The organism is Natrinema sp. CRL1, assembly GCF_059162405.1.
On the sequence record NZ_JBLVOY010000001.1, the window covers coordinates 364,754 to 380,714 of the forward strand.

Genomic DNA, 15,961 nt, shown 5'->3' on the forward strand with positions numbered 1-15,961 from the left:
TCACGTCCCACGTCCTCTTTTCGATGCCGTCTTACTCGGACCCGAGCGCGCCGAACACGACCGCGGTCCCCGCCACGCAACGGAGTGAAACCGTTATCACGGGTCGCCCGGTGTGTTCGGGTATGGACGTTGTCGAGGCCCTCGAGGCGCGGCGCGGAACGACCTGTGTCGTCGGGGCCGGCGGCAAGAAGACGACGATGGCGACGCTCGCGGCGGCCCTCGAGCGCGCGGTCGTCACCGCCACGGTCCGCATTCCGATCTTCGACGATTGGGTCGAGCGGGTCGCGGTCACGGACGATCCGATTACGGCCGTCGCGGAAACAACCGACTGGCCGCTCGGCGTCGTCCCGGAACGGGAACGCGAGGACCGCTACCTGGGCTACGACCGCGCGACGGTCGACGCCCTCGCCGGACTCGACGTTCCGGTACTCGTCAAAGCCGATGGCGCGCGGATGCGTCGGTTCAAAGCTCCGAACGATCGGGAGCCACAGCTCCCCTCGAGTGCGGACACGGTCGTTCCGATCGCGAGCGCACACGTCGTCGGAGAGCCGCTGACCGAGGAGCGGGTCCACCGAGTCGAGCGGGTCGCGGAACTGACCGGGCTGGAGCCCGGCGACGAGATCCGGCCGGCCGACGTGGCGACCGTCCTCACCAGCGATCGCGGCGGTCGCAAGGACATCCCGGATGGCGCGACGGTCATTCCGCTCCTCAACATGGTCGACGACGAGGCCCTCGAGGCGACTGCGCGGCGTGTCGCCGCCGAAATCCACGAGCGGGCGGACGTTCCGCGGGTCGTCCTCGCGGAGCTGCGTGCCGACCGGCCCCTCGTCGACGTCGTGTAGCGCTTCGGCACCCTCGCCGTCCGCGTGATGGAGACACGCGCGCTCGCGCTCTCGTTCGGCGACCCCGGCGACGCTCGGGAGTTGCTCGAGGAAATCGCCGACGCGAGAGAGTGATAGTATGGCAATCCTTACTTTCCGAGCCGTCGTACGACCGGTGTGGACAGAATTCTCCTCAGCACGCTCGCCCATCGGTCGCCCGAGGAGGTCTTCCCGTACGTGCGATCCTTCACCGACTACCCTCGGTACACGGACCACCTGAAGTCCGTCCGCGTCACCGGCGACGGCGATGTCGGCTCCGTCTACGACCTCGAGTTGGCGTGGTGGAAGCTGCGCTACACGGCTCGCTCGAGGGTGACCGATATCTCGGCCCCCGAGTCGCTCACGTGGGAACTGGTCAACGACCTCGACGCCCGCGGCGAGTGGCGAGTCGAGCCTGAGCCGGAGTCCGCGCCGGCGGACGCGGAGACGGCGAGCCGGATCTACTTCGAGGCACGCTACGACCCCCACTCGGCCGACGAAAACGCCATCTCGCTGCCGCGGTTCGTCTCGCTCGACTGGGTCGTCCGGAAAGTCGAGCCGAAACTGCTCAGCGAGGCCCGGTCCGTCGTCGAACGGCTCGTCGCGGACATCGAGGGGCGGCCGCGGGACGTGGAGTTGACAGTGCACGAGATGCCGTAGCGCCTGCGCTCCGCACACGGGTGGAGACTCGCTGTGCCCGATTCGCTGGCAGGGCAAACCCACTTACTGCTCGGCGACTGACACTGCTGACATGAGCGGAAGCTGTCCCGGCCCGTGTCCTCGCTGCCCGCGGGTGAGTGGCTGATGCGGGTACTCGTCGTCGGTGCGGGCGAAGTCGGCTCGAACATCGCCGCGAGCCTCGACGACGACCACCACGTCGTCGTGATCGATACGGACCCGGACCGCATCGATTCGATCACCTACTCCCACGACGTGCTGGCGATCCGGGGCGACGGCACGTCGATCGAGACGCTGCGGGAGGCCGGCATCGAGAACGCGGATCTGGTGATCGCGAGCACCGACGTCGACGAGACGAACATCGTCATCTGCGGCGCGGCGAAAGCCGTCGGCGATCCGTTTACGATCGCTCGAGTCAAGAAGACGAACCTCCTGCGGACGTGGGAGCAGTCGACGGGCGCGTTCGGCGTCGATTTCATGGTCAGTACGAACTTACAGACCGCCGAGACGATCGTCAGGATCGCCGGCCTGCCCGGCGCTCACGACGTCGAAACCTTCGCCGACGGGCTCGTCCAGATGGCCGAGTTCGAGGTCGAACCCGACAGCCCCATCGCCGGCGAGACCGTCTCCGAGGCCGACCGGTTCGAGTCGCTGACGTTCGCAGCCCTGTTGCGCGGTGACAACGTCCTCATCCCGCGCGGTGACACGGTCATCACGGCGGGCGACGCCGTCGTCGTCATCGGATCCAAAGAGAGCGTTCGCGCCTTCGCGAGTTCGCTGACGCCCGAACTGACCCTCGAGGACGCCCGCGAGATCGTCATCGTCGGCGGGACCGACATCGGCTATCAGACGGCGCGGCTCTTCGAGGCGGACGGGCTCGAGCCGCGACTAGTCGAACGCGACCCGGAGCGGGCGCGGGAATTGGCCGAGCAACTGCCCGGGACGCTGGTCTTAGAAAGCGACGCGACGGATATCGACTTCCTCGTCCGGGAACACGTCGACGAGTCGGATATCGTGGTGTCCACCCTCGAGAGCGACGAGAAGAACCTGCTCGTCTCCCTGTTGGCGAAGCGACTCGGCGTCGAGCGCACCATCGGGCTCGTCGAGTCCGGCGAGTACGTCGACCTCTTCGAAACGGTCGGGATCGACGTCGGCGTCAACCCCCGGCTCGTCACCTCCGAGGAGATCACCCGGTTCACGCGCAAGCGTCGGGCCGAAAACGTCGCCATGCTCGAGTCCGACCGCGCGGAGGTCCTCGAGATCGAGATCGACGCCGACAGCGCGCTCTACGAGTCCCGCATTCAGGACGCAGTCGCCGATCTGCCCGAGGGCGTCGTCGTCGGCGCGATCAGCCGCGACGGCGACCTGATCACGCCCCGCGGCGAGACGGTCGTCCGCGGGGGCGACCACGTCGTCGTCTTCGTCGATACGCTCGTGCTGGACGAGGTCACCGCGGCGTTGTGACTCAGCCGTCGGCTCCGTTCTCCCGTCCGATCTGCTCGCCGACCTCGAGCCCGTTCCGGAGCGCCGCGTGGAGTCGGGCCTCGCCGGCGACCCAGTCGCCGAGACAGTACAGCCCTTCGCGTTCGGCTCGGCCCAGCGGATCGGCGGCGACGCCGTCCTCTGGCAAGGCGTACCGCCAGCCCTGCTGGTCGGCCCAGTCGGGTTCCCGCAGGCGCTCGTCCCCGATGAGGTCGGCGGTCAGATCGGCGAGTCGCTCGCGGTTCTCGGCCGCCGGTTCGTCGTAGTGCTCGACCGACCACTCGTGGTTGGCCTGGACGACCAGCAGCGACTCGCCGTCGGGAACGTGGCCGGGCTTGCACTCCTCGCGGCCGATCCAGCCCACTTCGTGGGCCTTGTCCGTGTTGACCAGCGCGTAGTAGGGCCGCTCGAGTTCGAAGGGATAGTGGAAGATCCCGGTCCAGATCGTCCGGAAGGGAACTTCGTCGACGGCGTCGGCGAGGTCGTCGCACACGTCGGTGTCCCACTCGGCCGACCGCAGGAGTTCGGCGGTCTGCGGTGCCGGCGGGTTCAGGAGGAGCACATCGAAGGGGCCCCAACGAGTGCCGTCGGTATCCTCGAGGTCCCAGACGCCGCCCGCGTCTCCGTGCCCAGCTGCCTCTCCGCGCCTGCCCGCGTCTCCGCTCCCAGTCTCGCCGCTGTCACTCCGGATCACCGTCTCGATCCGCGTCTCTCGGTGGATCGTCGCGTCGGTGCGAGCGAACAGTCGCTTCGCGATCTGTGTCAGCCCCTGCCGGTAGGTCCACTTGTGGCCGTCGCGGTCGTCGCCCTCGGACACCGTGCCGTCGCCGTCGAACGTCCAGACCGGGTCCGTCACGTCGACCAAGCCCTCCGTGTCCAGCGTCTCGGTCAGCAGTTCGACTACCCGCTCGTCGTCGGACTTGACGTAGTTCGCGCCGTAGTCGTAGACGACATCGTCGCGCCGGCGCGTCGCGGCTCGGCCGCACAGGCCGCGGGACTTCTCGAGCACCGTGATCTCCGTTTCGGCGGGCGTTTCCTCGAGGGTATACGTGGCGGCCGCGGCGGCCGCACCTGCGCCGACGATCCCGATTCGGGTCATGGGTCACCCTCGGGCGCGGTCCCTCAAGAATCCGGGCACGGAGCATGTGGATTGCCGGTTGTGCCGACGGCGATCGCCGGACGGTTCAGGGACTGTGACAGTCACGAACGCTTTTCTTCGGGCCCGTGGTCGTCTCGAGAAAATGGAGAGTCCGAATCCGACGCGGCGTCGACTACTGGCATACGGCGGTAGCAGCCTCGCAGTCGGCCTCGCGGGCTGTCTCAGCGGCGGTGACGATACCACCGAACAGGACGATAACGGTCCCGAGAGCGAGACTCCCGGCGCGGATAACGAGGGCAACGAGGGAGACGGCGACCACGATCACGGTTCCCACAACGACGGCAGCGATCACGAGCACTGAGTCGCCGGTTCGCGACCCGAACACGAGCCGCAGCCGAGACCGTTCGACCGCAGTGACGGTCTCGCGAGCCGGTGGATCGAACGGCTTTTGCGATGCCGGCGGGTAAGAGCGGGCGATGGACGTACTGATCGTCGGCGCGGGGTCGATGGGGGCGTGGTTCGGGGACGCGATCGACGCCCGGGTCGCGTTCGCCGATGTCGACCGTGACGCGGCGGCCGCCGCAGCCGAGCGGGTCGGGGGCGAGATCGCCGACCTCGAGGGCGAGCGGACCTACGATGTCGTCTGTCTCGCCGTGCCGATGACACACGTACGCGATGCGATCGCCGCCCAGGCCGAGCGGGCCGAGCGGGCGATCGTCGACGTGTCGGGCGTGATGGAGCCCGCGATCGCGGCCATGGAACAAGCTGCGCCGGACCGCGAACGAGTGAGCCTGCACCCGCTTTTCGCGCCGGAACGGGCACCTGGCTCGATCGCCGTCGTCCGGGACCGGGCGGGACCGGCGACCGACGAACTACTCGCCGGGCTCGCCGAACGGGGCAACGAGTTGCTCGAGACGACGGCGAGGGAACACGACGAGGCGATGGAGACGGTGCAGGCGGCGACCCACGCCGCGGTTCTATCCTTCGCGCTGGCGGCGGAGTCGGTTCCGGACGGGTTCGAGACGCCGATCTACGAAGGGTTGGAACGGCTCGCCGAACAGGTGACCGCGGGGACGCCGCGGGTCTACGCCGACATTCAGGCCACCTTCGACGGCGCGGACGCGGTCGCCGAGGCCGCGAGCGAGATCGCGGCCGCCGACGCTGACGACCTCGAGGCGCTGTACCGGGAAGCGGCGGCGAACTGGCACGGCGAGACGGCAGGCGGCGACGAGCGGCACGATACTGGGGGTGAATCAGCGTGAGCGATCAACGAGAGGCAATCCGATCGAACGCGAAGTACCTGCGCAACGTCCGACCGATCGATCCCGAGGAGATCTGCGAGTACGTCGAGGGGACCCCGCATCCGGCGGTCGTCCGACAGCACCTCCGCGAGGACGCCGCGCTGTTGGGGTTGATCGAGCGAGACGACGGCACGTTCGTCCCCGTCGACGACGAGCCGGTCTCCCCGCGGCGCGGGCCAGTCGAGCGGTTCCCCGCCGAGTACGAACGCCGGCTCGAGGACCTGCTCGGCGAGCGCTACGGCCCCAACTGGGAAGAGGGCGTCTCCGGGGATCTCCTGCGCTCGACGATCCGCCGGTTCAAGGCCGACTACCTCGACGGCCGGCCGGTCGAGTACGACGAGGACGTCGCGGCCGGCTACGCGATCTATCACCTGCCGGGCTACTACGCGGCAATCCAGTACGCGTTAGACGACCTCGCCGACCGGGGGCTGCTGGGTCGCAACCTCCGGGTCCTCGACATCGGCGCGGGCGTCGGCGGCCCCGCGCTCGGCCTCTGTGATTATCTGCCCGAGGACGCCCTGCTCGAGTACCACGCCGTCGAGCCGAGCGCGGCCGCGGACGTCCTCGAGGACCTGCTCGCGGAGACCGGGCGGAACGTCCACGCGACGATCCACCGGGAGACCGCGGAGGAATTCGATCCGAGCGAAGCCGTCAGCAGCGGTGGCAGGGACGGTGACAGTGCTGATGAGGGGCCCAGCGACGAGTTCGATCCCACCGCGCCCGACGACGGCTTCGATCTGATCTTCGCCTGCAACGTGCTGAGCGAACTCGACGATCCCGTTGCCGTCGCGCGCTCGTCTCTCGAGACCCTCGCTCCAGACGGAACCTTCCTCGCGATGGCTCCCGCCGACAAGAACACGAGCGTACAGTTGCGCGCGGTCGAACGCGAACTCGAGGACGAACGGCTCTGGGACCGGACGGCAGTGGAGTTCGACGACGAGAACGGCGGGGATGCAGAGCAATACCGCCGCGGCCAGGTCACCGTCTACGGCCCCGCCGTCCGGCTCTGGCCCGGCGAACGGCCCGCGGATCGGGGCTGGTCGTTCGACGTTCGGCCGGAGTTGGCCGTTCCCGATGTCCAGCGCCGGCTCGACGAGGCTGCGCCAGCCGACGACGGAGCGCACACGCCCGGCGAGTTCGTCAACGTCGACGTGCAGTTTTCGTACTCGCAGCTCCGCCTCGACGGTCGCCGCCGGATCGATATGGCCCTCGAGACGAGCCAGTGGGCGAAGATGGCCGAAATGGAACACCACGTCACCGAACGGATCGACCTCGTCGCGGCGAAGCTCAGCCGCTCGTTGAGCGAGGGCGACGGAACCGGTGGTCGCGGCGGGCGATCCAACCCGCTGTTCAAGATCAGCGACGGCAGCGAGGAAATCGACCACTACGCGGTCGTCACGACCGAAACCGCGCTCAACCGCCCGCTGCTCGAGGCCGATTACGGCGATATCTGTTCGTTCGAAGGGATCCTCGCGCTCTGGAACGACGACGAGGAAGCCTACAATCTGGTCGTCGACGAGGAGACGATCGTCGACCGGCTCGCCTGAGACCGGCAGCCGGCGGCAACCGTCCGGAAGCGGTGGGCTTTTCGCGCCGCCGCACGACCGCCGTCACATGAGCGACGACCTCGAGATCCTGTTGACCAACGATGACGGGATCGACAGCACCGGTATCCGGGCGCTCCACGACGCCCTCGCCGAGCACGCCAACGTGACCGTCGTCGCCCCCGCCGACGACCGAAGCGCCTGCGGCCGGTCGCTTTCCCACGAAGTCGAAGTCGACGAACTGGAACTGGGCTATGCGGTCCACGGCACGCCCGCCGACTGTGTCGTCGCCGGCCTCGCCGAACTCGGCCCCTATCCCGATCTGGTCGTCGCGGGCTGTAACAAGGGCGCGAACCTCGGGGAGTACGTTCTCGGACGATCGGGAACGATCAGCGCGGCCGTCGAGGCCGCCTTCTTCGACGTCCCCGCGATCGCGACATCGCTGTACGTTCCCGTCGACGACACACCCTTCGAAGAGACCGAGGTGACCGCCGAGGAGTACGCGGAGGCGACTCGCGTGACCTCGTATCTCGCCGAGCACGCACTCGAGGCGGGGGTCTTCGATCACGCCGCGTACCTCAACGTCAACGTCCCGCTGCCCGACGGCGGGCCCGCGCCGATCGAAATCACGCGCCCCTCGAAACGCTACGAGATGGACGCCGAACGCAACGGTAGCCACGTCTCCCTTCACGACCGCGTCTGGGACGACATGGACCCCGAATCGCTTCCCGACCCCGAAGGGACCGACCGCCGCGCCGTCGTCGAGGGCCGCATCAGCGTCTCGCCGCTGACCGCCCCGCACACGACGAACCACCACGAGGCGCTCGACGCGCTCGCCGACTCCTATCGGAGCGACTGAGACAGTGCCCGCTCGACGCGCCTGTGGACGCGGATCGGAAATCGTCTCGAGACTCGAGCCGCAGAAACCGGAGACTACGGCAGTATCGAGCGTGTGGTACGTATCCGGATCAGTCGAACCGGGATATCGGCGAGCCTGTCGGTTGCTGAAAGTGATAACTGACTTGCGGGTCGCAAGGCAGTCGCTATTCGCCGACGGCACCGTCACGATAGTCACGACGTAACCGACGGAATTCAACCATGTCATATACAAAACATAAAATCAAGGTAGGTGGGCGTTCAAGCTGTGATAGTCCCAACGGAGCGTGACCAATAGATGGTATTCAATTCACTCTGGACTCGCCTCTCGTCTCTCTGGACCGATTCGACCGACGAGTCCCCATCGGACGAGTCCCCGTCGGCGGCGGCCGAGGAACCGATCGACGAAACCGACGACGAAACGTTGAGCTACGCCGAAGATATCGAATACGGCGTCGACGAACGCGAACTACCCGACGAGGACAAAGTGCTGAGACTGCTCGTCAAACGCGGCGGCCGCGTCGACCAATCGACCGTCCGCGAGGAAACCGGCTGGTCCCAGGACCGCCTCGCGGACGTCATCGACCGCATGGAAGACGACGACCAAGTCAGCGCGATCACCGTCGGCCGCAAGCGCGTGATCTGCCGGCGCGGCTTCGAACCCAAGGGCTACCGCGGCCATCTCAACGAATAACACCCCCAGTATCCGACCCGTCCCTGCGAACAGTGACGACGGTTTTACCCGACCGATTTCGACTCGAGAGCGACGGGCTCGGCCAGGATCGGTACTCAAACGCGGGTAGTCGCAAACCTCCGCCGTCTCGGTTGGTGCCGTGATCTATTCTTGGAATGAACTTCTCCCAAGTGGAAAAGTTCATTCCGGAGTTTTGCTATCTCTTCACTGGGGATGGCACACAAAGATGACGTAACACGGGTGCTTGCAGCGTGCACCGCGTGCGGATCGATCTATGCAGCCCGACAGTGGCCCGATGGCGAAATCAGAGTTATCGGCCAAGAAAGCTGCTCGTGTGGCTCGACCGATTTCGAACTCGTCGACGATTCCGACGACGATCCGGAGGTGAGAACGGACGACGGATAACCGTCTAGTTCTCGTCGGTCACTCGAGCATCGACGCTCCACCGATTCGCGGCCGATCGATATGTCGAAAACCGCCTCGAGTAGTGCGTTTCCAACCGATCGAGCGGCCCGTCTTCCGTCGTGACTGTCCGCCTAGCCGGACCATCATGTTTAAGCGACCGAGTTGCGAAGACAGCAATCATGCCTTCAGACGAATTCCTCGACGGGGAATCGCTCACCGGTCGCCAAGCAGGACTCATCTTCGTCGGTTTCCTCAGTTTCATCGTCCTCTCCGGGGTCGCACTGTATCTCTTCAGAGGCCTCTTCTGAGGATGACTTGAGGTGCGGTTTGTGGCCGTCCCTGAACTGCTACTGTCTCGTTTAGCGCGGATCGATTTTACTCGAGGAGTAGGGACGGCTTTAGAGCTACAAACCTAGTACTGTGGTTCCTTGAGAACTGAGTGGTTGAGAAGTGGACTCGCCGGGCGGGCAACTGTAATCCGCGGTCGTAATCAATCGCAGTACAGCGGAGGTGTCGGAGCGTGACCCGATACTGCCCGCACTGCGGTGGTCGGATGATCACCGAAACCTCGACCGGCGGCCTCCCCCGTCACGTTTGTGAGAACGGCCCACACGATCTGCAGGAGGTGTCCCACGGCCGATGAGCGCCTTCCCAGAGCCGACCGACGGCGAGGACATCGACTTCCTCGAGGAACGTGACGCAGACACCGAGTCGTGGGCTCGAGCGAATCCACGCGAGGCGCTGATCGAGTCGTTCGGTCGGTTTGGCTACAAGGTCACGCTCAGAGACGGCGAGAGCGTCCATTACTGTGCGCTCGGCCTCGAAAAAGGCGAGTACATCGGTCGATGCGACTGCAAGGGGTGGGAGTACCACGACGGCCCGTGCGCCCATCTCTGCACGCTCCGGAAGGCTGCCTTCCTCGAACTGATTGATGTGAAGTCGACCGATGGCAGTCCCGACGACGAACACGAGATGTGCCACGCGACCAACGAGGCGCTCGAGGGCGAGCCACATGATGGGGCGATCGAGAAGACACGACACCACGAGCGGGAATCGGAGGTGCGGCCGTGACGCGCACGCACACCCGCGCGATAGCCGCCTCCGTAGGCATCCCCACCCCCCTTGCATACGAACTGCGAAGCCCGACGCCGTCTGCGTATTCACGGGATATGCAAATCGGGGTGACTCGCTGATGGGTCGGATGGATCACGACCCCTCGAGCCGCGTCTCGTTCGGCTGTCCCGACGATCTGCTCGAGACGCTCGACGAGATCGCCGACCGCGAGGACATGAACCGAAGCGAAAAGCTTCGCGAGCTGGTCCAGAAGGAAGTCGAAGCGAAAGGCGACTTAGACGCACCCCAGCCGGTGCTACCCGACGACGAACGCCTCGCTGAAGCCTACCGCATTCTTCACGAGCGAGCCTCTGCTCGCCACAAGAGCAAGCGACGCGTCAAACTCGAGACCGCGAAGAACAAGCTCTACGACAACAGCACGCCGAAGAGTGCCGTCCTCGACGAGATCATCAAGCCCCTCGAGAGTGAGGGATACGTCTCAGTGTGGGCGGGGAACCAGCACGTGTGGGTGATCGTTCCGCCGATGCGCTACACCGACGGTGAGGACATCGTTGAGGCGGGAGAAAAAGCAGTCGCGTAAGCAGTCTCTTTTCCGACCTTCTTACGAACGACCGGGAATCCGTTCTTCAGAAACTGATCGAATGGACGGGTATCACGATTCAGAGGTAGTTAGCTGCTCGATCATCCCAGATGGACGCCTCTCGCGATCAGCCCGCCACCGCCCTGCGGGATCACCAGCGACAGGTCGACGCCGTTGACTTCGGTGTCCTGCACGTCGACGGTGAACGACCCCGTCTCGAAGTACGTCCGATCGACCGTGAGCGTCCACTCCCCGAAATCGTTGACAGAGAGTGAATATGTCCCGTCTGGGCGCGGTGTTGTCGTGTAGACATCGCCATCTTTCTCGGCCTTGATCGTTGCGTCGGTGACCGTCAGCGGGTCGCTGTCGTCGCTCTTCGTGTGAGCGTCGATCTTCCCGTTGATGAGCAGATTCCAGTAGTTCGGCCCCAGCCAGACACCCTTGCCGGGCTCGGTGATCGGCCGCTCGGATTCGAACCCGGTGGAATAGCTGTGCGTATCCACAACGCCGTTTGAGAGCGCGTACGCCGAACTATCAGAATAGGTCGCTGTTATGAGCGCCCTGAGCCGTGTTTCTCGGTCCTCTGCCCAGATGTCCATGTCGTCGCCGCCCTCACCGAGAATGGCCGAGTTTCCGGGTTCTGCAGTTTCTTTTTCACCGTCGGGGATTCCGAGATCGTAGCCGAATGAGTCGGCCACCGCGTCGGGGATGCCAAAACTGCTCGAGTCGGTATAATTGGACTTGAGCAGCGTCATGATTTGTGTCATCCGGTCCTCGTACCAGATGGTCATGTCGCCGCCGCCGTCGCCTCGCTCGACGAACTGCGAGACTGTCTGCGGGTCGGTCGCGCTGATCTCGCCGCCCTCGAATCCGGTTCCGTAGCTGTGCGTGTCCACCACAGCGGGTGTGAAGGTGTAGGCCGAGGCGTTGCTGTAGGTGGCTGTCAGGAGTCCCCTGAGCCGCGTCTGTCGGCTCTCGTCCCATATTGCCATGTCTCCGCCGCCCGTCCCGTCCTCGGCCTCGGCAGCGGGGGCGGCAGCCGCTACGTCTTGGTCAACACCGTAGGGGTTCGTCCCTGAGTTGTCGATGCTCATGTCCTAAGACCAAATGGTTAGGAGATTTGCGTTACCGTAGGCGTTGTCTGCGTATTCGTCCTGAACGCCACCTAATTCGAGTGATTGAGTGTATTCGGTTCCGCTGCTCGGTGCTGCTCCATTTCCGAGTACGTCATAGGAGCCGTATTTTCCACTCGCGGTATCGCTTACGACAGTCCCCTCATATAGAGAACGTGAGTGGTAGGAACCGCCGTTTAGGTCCTCTCCGGGCGTTTGAGTGCCGGTAACGGCTTGGTAGTGCCGAGTAGTCCCGCTGGTGTACACGAATCCGTAATCTGATGTTACGTAGTAATCGCCAGAGTTGCGGTATGTAGACGTGTTCTGCCCGGATAAGAGCGTGATAGTCGTTGCGTCCGGGTACTCGTAATTATAGAGTCCCACGTCAGTGCTGTTATACGTGATATTCCCCGAATTAGAGAGTTCTGAGCGGAGTGAATTGATGGCTCTCTCAAGGAGGTTCCTTTGAATGTCGGCCGTGCTGGTTGGGTCGGTCCAATCGTTCGCGATGTCCCAGTATCCGACCGGCGGCGTACCTGAATTGGTGCTGAAGTCGTTGGTCCGATCGATATAGGCGATGAACCACCCGTCTTCCTTCACCCGCACAGTCACGTCTGATTGGATGTTATTCGAGAGGTGGCCGAGGTTGTATACACCCTCGAAACCGTTGTCGTAGAGGGTGTATGATTCGAGTCCGGTATCGGACAGGGCTTCACTCGGATCGATGCTTCCAACACCGCCCTGATCGATAGCATTCCAATAGGCGATGAATCCAGTCGTTGAGGTATCTACGTCGGGTAATGTTGCCATTTAGTTCACCTTGTGAACGTACTTCTCCGCGTGTTCCTCGAGTTCTCTGTCGCTCATGCTCACGTACGGCTCGCCGCGAGCTTTCAGAACGCCACAGACTTCCTCGAGCAGTTGCCGCTCGAGGTCGTCCTGTTCGTTCTCGCGCGGGACATCTTCGCCAACGATCGCGCCCTCGGGGGGCTCCGCAAGTGGCGTCGATTGGGTCATTTGTACGCTTTCACCTTGACCGTCGTATCAGAGGCGTCCTCGCTCTGTTTGGAGATCCATGCGGCAGAGGCCCCGAGGCCGCCCTCTGGGCCCGCATTGTACGGTGCGTCCTCCGGATCGAGCGGGATCTTTCGATAGTCGCCTTCCGAGCGGAACGCGACGTAAATCGGCTGGTCGAATCCCCAGACAGTGACCGAGGTCGCCGGGTACCCCCATTTGAGCCGGTTCTCTTCGGTCGTCGTGACCGGTAGCGGGTCCTCCGTCACGAAATACGCGGCCTCCTGACTGTCTTCGGCCTCCGTATCGAGCGCCTCGAGGGCGTTCTCCCCGCGCTGCTCGAGCAGGATCGCGAGCAGCAGTCGGTCGGTGTCGTTTTCGACGAGATCGTCGGGCCACGACGTTGCCTCGAGGCCGTACTTCGCGAGGATCTGCTCGACCTGACTGCTCGGTCCAATCGTCGATACGCCGACCATCACTCATCCCCCTCCTGCTCGGTGCCGCCGTCGGTTGCGACCGTCCGGACATCCCGGCGGAGCGCCTTCAGCGTCGCCGTGTGTTCCTTGATCGCGTCGAGCCACTTGCTCCGCTCTTCCCGTCGTTCGCCGCGTTCTTCCCGGTAAAGGCGGTACATGAGTAGGAACGCGACGGTTGGGAAACCGAAGTTGTTGAGAAGTGCAGTGGGCTCCATCTTAGATCAGCCCTCCGGCGAAGTCGGTCGCGCCGTCGACGAGATCACCGCCGGTATCAGTTGCGTCGTCGATCACATTGCCACCAGCGTCGGTTGCATCGTCAACGGCGCTGCCACCGGCGTCAGTCGCGTCGTCGACGGCGTCGCCGCCGCTCGAGAGGAAGCCGCCGAAGAGGTCGCCGCCGGCGTCGGTGACATCGTCGACGGCATCGCCAGTGCCGTCTGCAACGTCAGTTGTTCCTCCCCAGATGTCACCGGTCACTTCTCCGAAGAGGTCGCCAGCACCGTCTGCAGCGTCGGTCGTTCCACCCCAGATGTCGCCAGTCACGTCGCCGACGAAGTCGCCAACGCCGTCTACAGTATCACCAGCGCCGTCTGTGACATCGGTCGCCCCGTTCCAGATGTCGCCGATCGCGCCGCCGATTCCGCCGGCAGCGTCAGTCGAGCCGCCCCAGAGGTCACCGACTGCGCCACCGAGTCCAGCGGCTGCGTCGGATGATCCATCCCAAGCGTCTCCGGCTGCGTCTCCGGGGCCACTGAGCATGTTCACGAGGCGATAGATGATGTAGGCGGCCGCGATCGCGCCGACCGCGAGCGCGACGTTGAACCCCTGACTTTCCTTCGCTGCCTCGCTTACATCGCTCGAGACGTTGCTCACGGCCTCCGCCGCGGGTTCGGCAACATCACCGGCCTTGTCGGCCGCCTCGCCAGCGGCCATCGCCGCTGCAGGTCCGGCCATCTAGCTCACCTCCAGGTCGATACCGTCGACGGGGCTCGTCACAAGCCCCTGCATGTGTCCGTTCATGATCGAAGCGTGACGAAGACCAGCAGCACCGCCTGCAGCGCCAGCAGGCCGATCATGATATCGTCCTGCGTCCACTGCGTGCCGTAGACGAGTCGCGCCGTCGGGCTCTCCGGGGGCTGCTGGGGTTGGTTCTGGTTCTCCGGACTCGAGGTCGCAGTCGACGCCGACGTAGCCGTCGTCACCGCTAACTCTCCGGGTTCGGTACCGTCGGATAAGCCGCCCTGCACGGGGGATCACCCCCGGACTCCGATCATGTCCTGCTTGACCGCCGCGCCCAGACCCTCGATCCGGGCCTCGGTCTGGAACCGCGGCAGCGACAGCAGGGCATTACGGGCTCGAGGCGTCCCGTTGGCTCGCTCGGGGGCCTCGAACGCGACCGTATACGGAGCGTCAACGACGACCTGCAGCTTGAACTTCCGCGGGAGGTACGGCTGCAGTGGAGTTCGGTCGAAGCCGAACTGGATTTCCTGCTGAGCCTGATCGCGAGTGTGCAGGATCGCCGTCTGTGCCTCCTTGAGCGTCTGATTGACCTTACCGCCCGCTCCCGGTGCAGTCTTCCGAATCTCGACCGACGCCGGATTCCGGGGCACGTAGAAGACGTCGAGGTCCGTCTCCGTCCCGCTCGAGGTGTAGTCGAAGGAGTTGGCGTCGTAGTCGACGCTGTCGGGCTGCACGACGTTCCCGTCCTCCCATAGCAGGAAATCCTGCGTCGACGGGCTCTCGATCAGATTATGACCGAGTTCGAACGTCTCCTGCTCGTCTGCGGTCCCGTTGGTCGTGAAGTGTTCGTGTGCCGGGAGGACGAGTCGCAGCTCGCTGTCGGGATCGTCGCGAAGCTGAAGCGGCCGACCGAGTTTGATCTCGGCGACGACGCTCGCTTCGCCGGGCGTGCCCGCCTGGGTCTCGAACTCTCGGAGGGTGACGCTGCCAGGAACCCAGGAGGCCGCTTTGAGTTTGTTCTTGATCGCCATTACTCGAGGTCCACCTCCGCCAGTGCTGCTTCCTCGAAGTAAATCTCGCTCTGGGAGTGGTCGATCTGCTCGGACGAATCGACGAGGATGTACGCTTCGTCGATGTCCCGCACCTCGAGCTTGTTGCCCTTGAGCTGGTGCTTGACGGCGTCGACCTTCCGATCGTCCTGCTGATCGGAGACGCTGTTCTTGATGTAGCTCGCGATCGTGGCTTTGGGATCGGAGACGACCTGGATGCTCTCGTCAGTTGGAGCCTTGTAGCCGAGCGCGACTCGAGTGTTCGCCGGGAGTGGGTTTCCGTTCGAGTCGTTGAACTTGCCGTAGATCGGGAGGCCGGATTTGTCACCCACGCTGACGGCGTTCCGGATGAGTACCCCGATACCGTCTTTTGGACTGATTGTGAGGACCGGCGTCAGTTGATCGGTGATGTTCGTCTCCGTCGAGATGTATTTCGAGGTATCACCGAGCGCAGCGTACAGCGAGAGGCTCATCTACGCCAGCACCTCGTTGATCATGCCCTGGGCGTTGAAGCGCTCGGCTGCCTCGCGAACGACAAACGCGCCCGAGCCGAGAGTGAACGCTCGGTTGCTAACGACCATCTCGCCGAGAGCCATCCCGCCGATGCCGAAAATTTCGGACGGGAGCATCGTGCCGGTTGCCGTGTCGACGAGGTACGGGGCGAGGTAGCCGCCCGCAACCATGCCGACATCCATCCACACGTCGCTGTCAGTCAGGACCTGCGTGGCCTGATCGAAATTCATCGCCATGCAAGTCC

The 15,961-nt window shown here is 64.5% G+C and carries 22 protein-coding genes; 11 read left to right on the forward strand and 11 right to left on the reverse strand.

Annotation, left to right across the window (positions count from 1 at the left end):
* The first annotated feature begins 122 nt into the window (after nucleotides 1-122).
* The 3 genes from yqeC to trkA all read left to right on the forward strand — a co-directional run bounded on the left by yqeC (nucleotide 123) and on the right by trkA (nucleotide 3,002).
* The gene (gene yqeC, locus ACJYUO_RS01950) at nucleotides 123-842 is read left to right on the forward strand and encodes a selenium cofactor biosynthesis protein YqeC (RefSeq protein WP_494343731.1); all 720 of its coding nucleotides are present in this window, start codon (nucleotides 123-125) and stop codon (nucleotides 840-842) included.
* A gap of 156 nt (nucleotides 843-998) precedes the next feature.
* Complete coding sequence (locus tag ACJYUO_RS01955) at nucleotides 999-1,520, forward strand: SRPBCC family protein (RefSeq protein ID WP_494343732.1); 522 nt, start codon at nucleotides 999-1,001, stop codon at nucleotides 1,518-1,520.
* Nucleotides 1,521-1,664: 144 nt separating this feature from the next.
* On the forward strand, nucleotides 1,665-3,002 hold the full coding sequence (gene trkA, locus ACJYUO_RS01960) for a Trk system potassium transporter TrkA (RefSeq protein ID WP_494343733.1): 1,338 nt from the start codon (nucleotides 1,665-1,667) through the stop codon (nucleotides 3,000-3,002).
* Nucleotide 3,003: 1 nt separating this feature from the next.
* On the opposite strand, the gene ACJYUO_RS01965 is transcribed toward trkA, so the two are convergent.
* Nucleotides 3,004-4,119 carry an NAD(P)/FAD-dependent oxidoreductase gene (locus ACJYUO_RS01965; protein WP_494343734.1) on the reverse strand — a complete coding sequence of 372 codons (1,116 nt, stop codon included), beginning with the start codon at nucleotides 4,117-4,119 and terminating at the stop codon, nucleotides 3,004-3,006.
* Between the two features lie 142 nt (nucleotides 4,120-4,261).
* Here ACJYUO_RS01965 and ACJYUO_RS01970 point away from each other — a divergent pair, with 142 nt between their 5' ends.
* From ACJYUO_RS01970 to ACJYUO_RS02005, 8 genes are all read left to right on the forward strand, one after another.
* Nucleotides 4,262-4,480: a hypothetical protein gene (locus ACJYUO_RS01970; RefSeq protein WP_494343735.1), complete on the forward strand. Its 219-nt coding sequence runs from the start codon at nucleotides 4,262-4,264 to the stop codon at nucleotides 4,478-4,480.
* Between the two features lie 115 nt (nucleotides 4,481-4,595).
* On the forward strand, nucleotides 4,596-5,381 hold the full coding sequence (locus ACJYUO_RS01975; RefSeq protein ID WP_494343736.1) for a prephenate dehydrogenase/arogenate dehydrogenase family protein: 786 nt from the start codon (nucleotides 4,596-4,598) through the stop codon (nucleotides 5,379-5,381).
* Nucleotides 5,378-6,967 (forward strand): small ribosomal subunit Rsm22 family protein, encoded by a 1,590-nt coding sequence (locus ACJYUO_RS01980; RefSeq protein WP_494343737.1) that lies wholly within the window; start codon nucleotides 5,378-5,380, stop codon nucleotides 6,965-6,967. The genes ACJYUO_RS01975 and ACJYUO_RS01980 overlap by 4 nt, the downstream gene beginning before the upstream one ends.
* Before the next feature lie 67 nt (nucleotides 6,968-7,034).
* Entirely contained in the window at nucleotides 7,035-7,823 is a 789-nt protein-coding gene (gene surE / locus ACJYUO_RS01985) for a 5'/3'-nucleotidase SurE (RefSeq protein WP_494343738.1), read from the forward strand.
* 315 nt (nucleotides 7,824-8,138) lie between these two features.
* Nucleotides 8,139-8,534 carry a helix-turn-helix transcriptional regulator gene (locus ACJYUO_RS01990; RefSeq protein ID WP_494343739.1) on the forward strand — a complete coding sequence of 132 codons (396 nt, stop codon included), beginning with the start codon at nucleotides 8,139-8,141 and terminating at the stop codon, nucleotides 8,532-8,534.
* A 584-nt stretch (nucleotides 8,535-9,118) separates the two neighbouring features.
* Nucleotides 9,119-9,247: a hypothetical protein gene (locus tag ACJYUO_RS01995; RefSeq protein WP_267877913.1), complete on the forward strand. Its 129-nt coding sequence runs from the start codon at nucleotides 9,119-9,121 to the stop codon at nucleotides 9,245-9,247.
* Between the two features lie 331 nt (nucleotides 9,248-9,578).
* Nucleotides 9,579-10,010 (forward strand): SWIM zinc finger family protein, encoded by a 432-nt coding sequence (locus ACJYUO_RS02000; protein WP_494343740.1) that lies wholly within the window; start codon nucleotides 9,579-9,581, stop codon nucleotides 10,008-10,010.
* Between the two features lie 121 nt (nucleotides 10,011-10,131).
* Complete coding sequence (locus ACJYUO_RS02005) at nucleotides 10,132-10,593, forward strand: ribbon-helix-helix domain-containing protein (RefSeq protein WP_494343741.1); 462 nt, start codon at nucleotides 10,132-10,134, stop codon at nucleotides 10,591-10,593.
* A 101-nt stretch (nucleotides 10,594-10,694) separates the two neighbouring features.
* Here ACJYUO_RS02005 and ACJYUO_RS02010 read toward each other — a convergent pair whose 3' ends face one another.
* The 10 genes from ACJYUO_RS02010 to ACJYUO_RS02055 form a co-directional block, all read right to left on the reverse strand.
* Nucleotides 10,695-11,687 (reverse strand): hypothetical protein, encoded by a 993-nt coding sequence (locus ACJYUO_RS02010; RefSeq protein ID WP_494343742.1) that lies wholly within the window; start codon nucleotides 11,685-11,687, stop codon nucleotides 10,695-10,697.
* 3 nt (nucleotides 11,688-11,690) lie between these two features.
* The gene (locus tag ACJYUO_RS02015) at nucleotides 11,691-12,515 is read right to left on the reverse strand and encodes a hypothetical protein (protein ID WP_494343743.1); all 825 of its coding nucleotides are present in this window, start codon (nucleotides 12,513-12,515) and stop codon (nucleotides 11,691-11,693) included.
* Nucleotides 12,516-12,722 (reverse strand): hypothetical protein, encoded by a 207-nt coding sequence (locus ACJYUO_RS02020; RefSeq protein WP_494343744.1) that lies wholly within the window; start codon nucleotides 12,720-12,722, stop codon nucleotides 12,516-12,518.
* Complete coding sequence (locus tag ACJYUO_RS02025) at nucleotides 12,719-13,195, reverse strand: hypothetical protein (protein WP_494343745.1); 477 nt, start codon at nucleotides 13,193-13,195, stop codon at nucleotides 12,719-12,721. The genes ACJYUO_RS02020 and ACJYUO_RS02025 overlap by 4 nt, the downstream gene beginning before the upstream one ends.
* Nucleotides 13,195-13,410 carry a hypothetical protein gene (locus tag ACJYUO_RS02030; RefSeq protein WP_494343746.1) on the reverse strand — a complete coding sequence of 72 codons (216 nt, stop codon included), beginning with the start codon at nucleotides 13,408-13,410 and terminating at the stop codon, nucleotides 13,195-13,197. The genes ACJYUO_RS02025 and ACJYUO_RS02030 overlap by 1 nt, the downstream gene beginning before the upstream one ends.
* 1 nt (nucleotide 13,411) lies before the next feature.
* A complete protein-coding gene (locus ACJYUO_RS02035; RefSeq protein ID WP_494343747.1) occupies nucleotides 13,412-14,149 on the reverse strand; it encodes a phage tail protein in 738 nt (245 codons plus the stop codon).
* A 62-nt stretch (nucleotides 14,150-14,211) separates the two neighbouring features.
* Nucleotides 14,212-14,442, reverse strand: coding sequence for a hypothetical protein (locus tag ACJYUO_RS02040; protein ID WP_494343748.1), 231 nt, complete (start codon nucleotides 14,440-14,442; stop codon nucleotides 14,212-14,214).
* A 6-nt stretch (nucleotides 14,443-14,448) separates the two neighbouring features.
* Nucleotides 14,449-15,186 (reverse strand): hypothetical protein, encoded by a 738-nt coding sequence (locus tag ACJYUO_RS02045; protein WP_494343749.1) that lies wholly within the window; start codon nucleotides 15,184-15,186, stop codon nucleotides 14,449-14,451.
* Complete coding sequence (locus ACJYUO_RS02050) at nucleotides 15,186-15,677, reverse strand: hypothetical protein (protein WP_494343750.1); 492 nt, start codon at nucleotides 15,675-15,677, stop codon at nucleotides 15,186-15,188. Before ACJYUO_RS02050 ends, ACJYUO_RS02045 begins: the two co-directional genes overlap by 1 nt.
* Nucleotides 15,678-15,953, reverse strand: coding sequence for a hypothetical protein (locus ACJYUO_RS02055; RefSeq protein ID WP_494343751.1), 276 nt, complete (start codon nucleotides 15,951-15,953; stop codon nucleotides 15,678-15,680).
* Nucleotides 15,954-15,961: the final 8 nt, after the last annotated feature.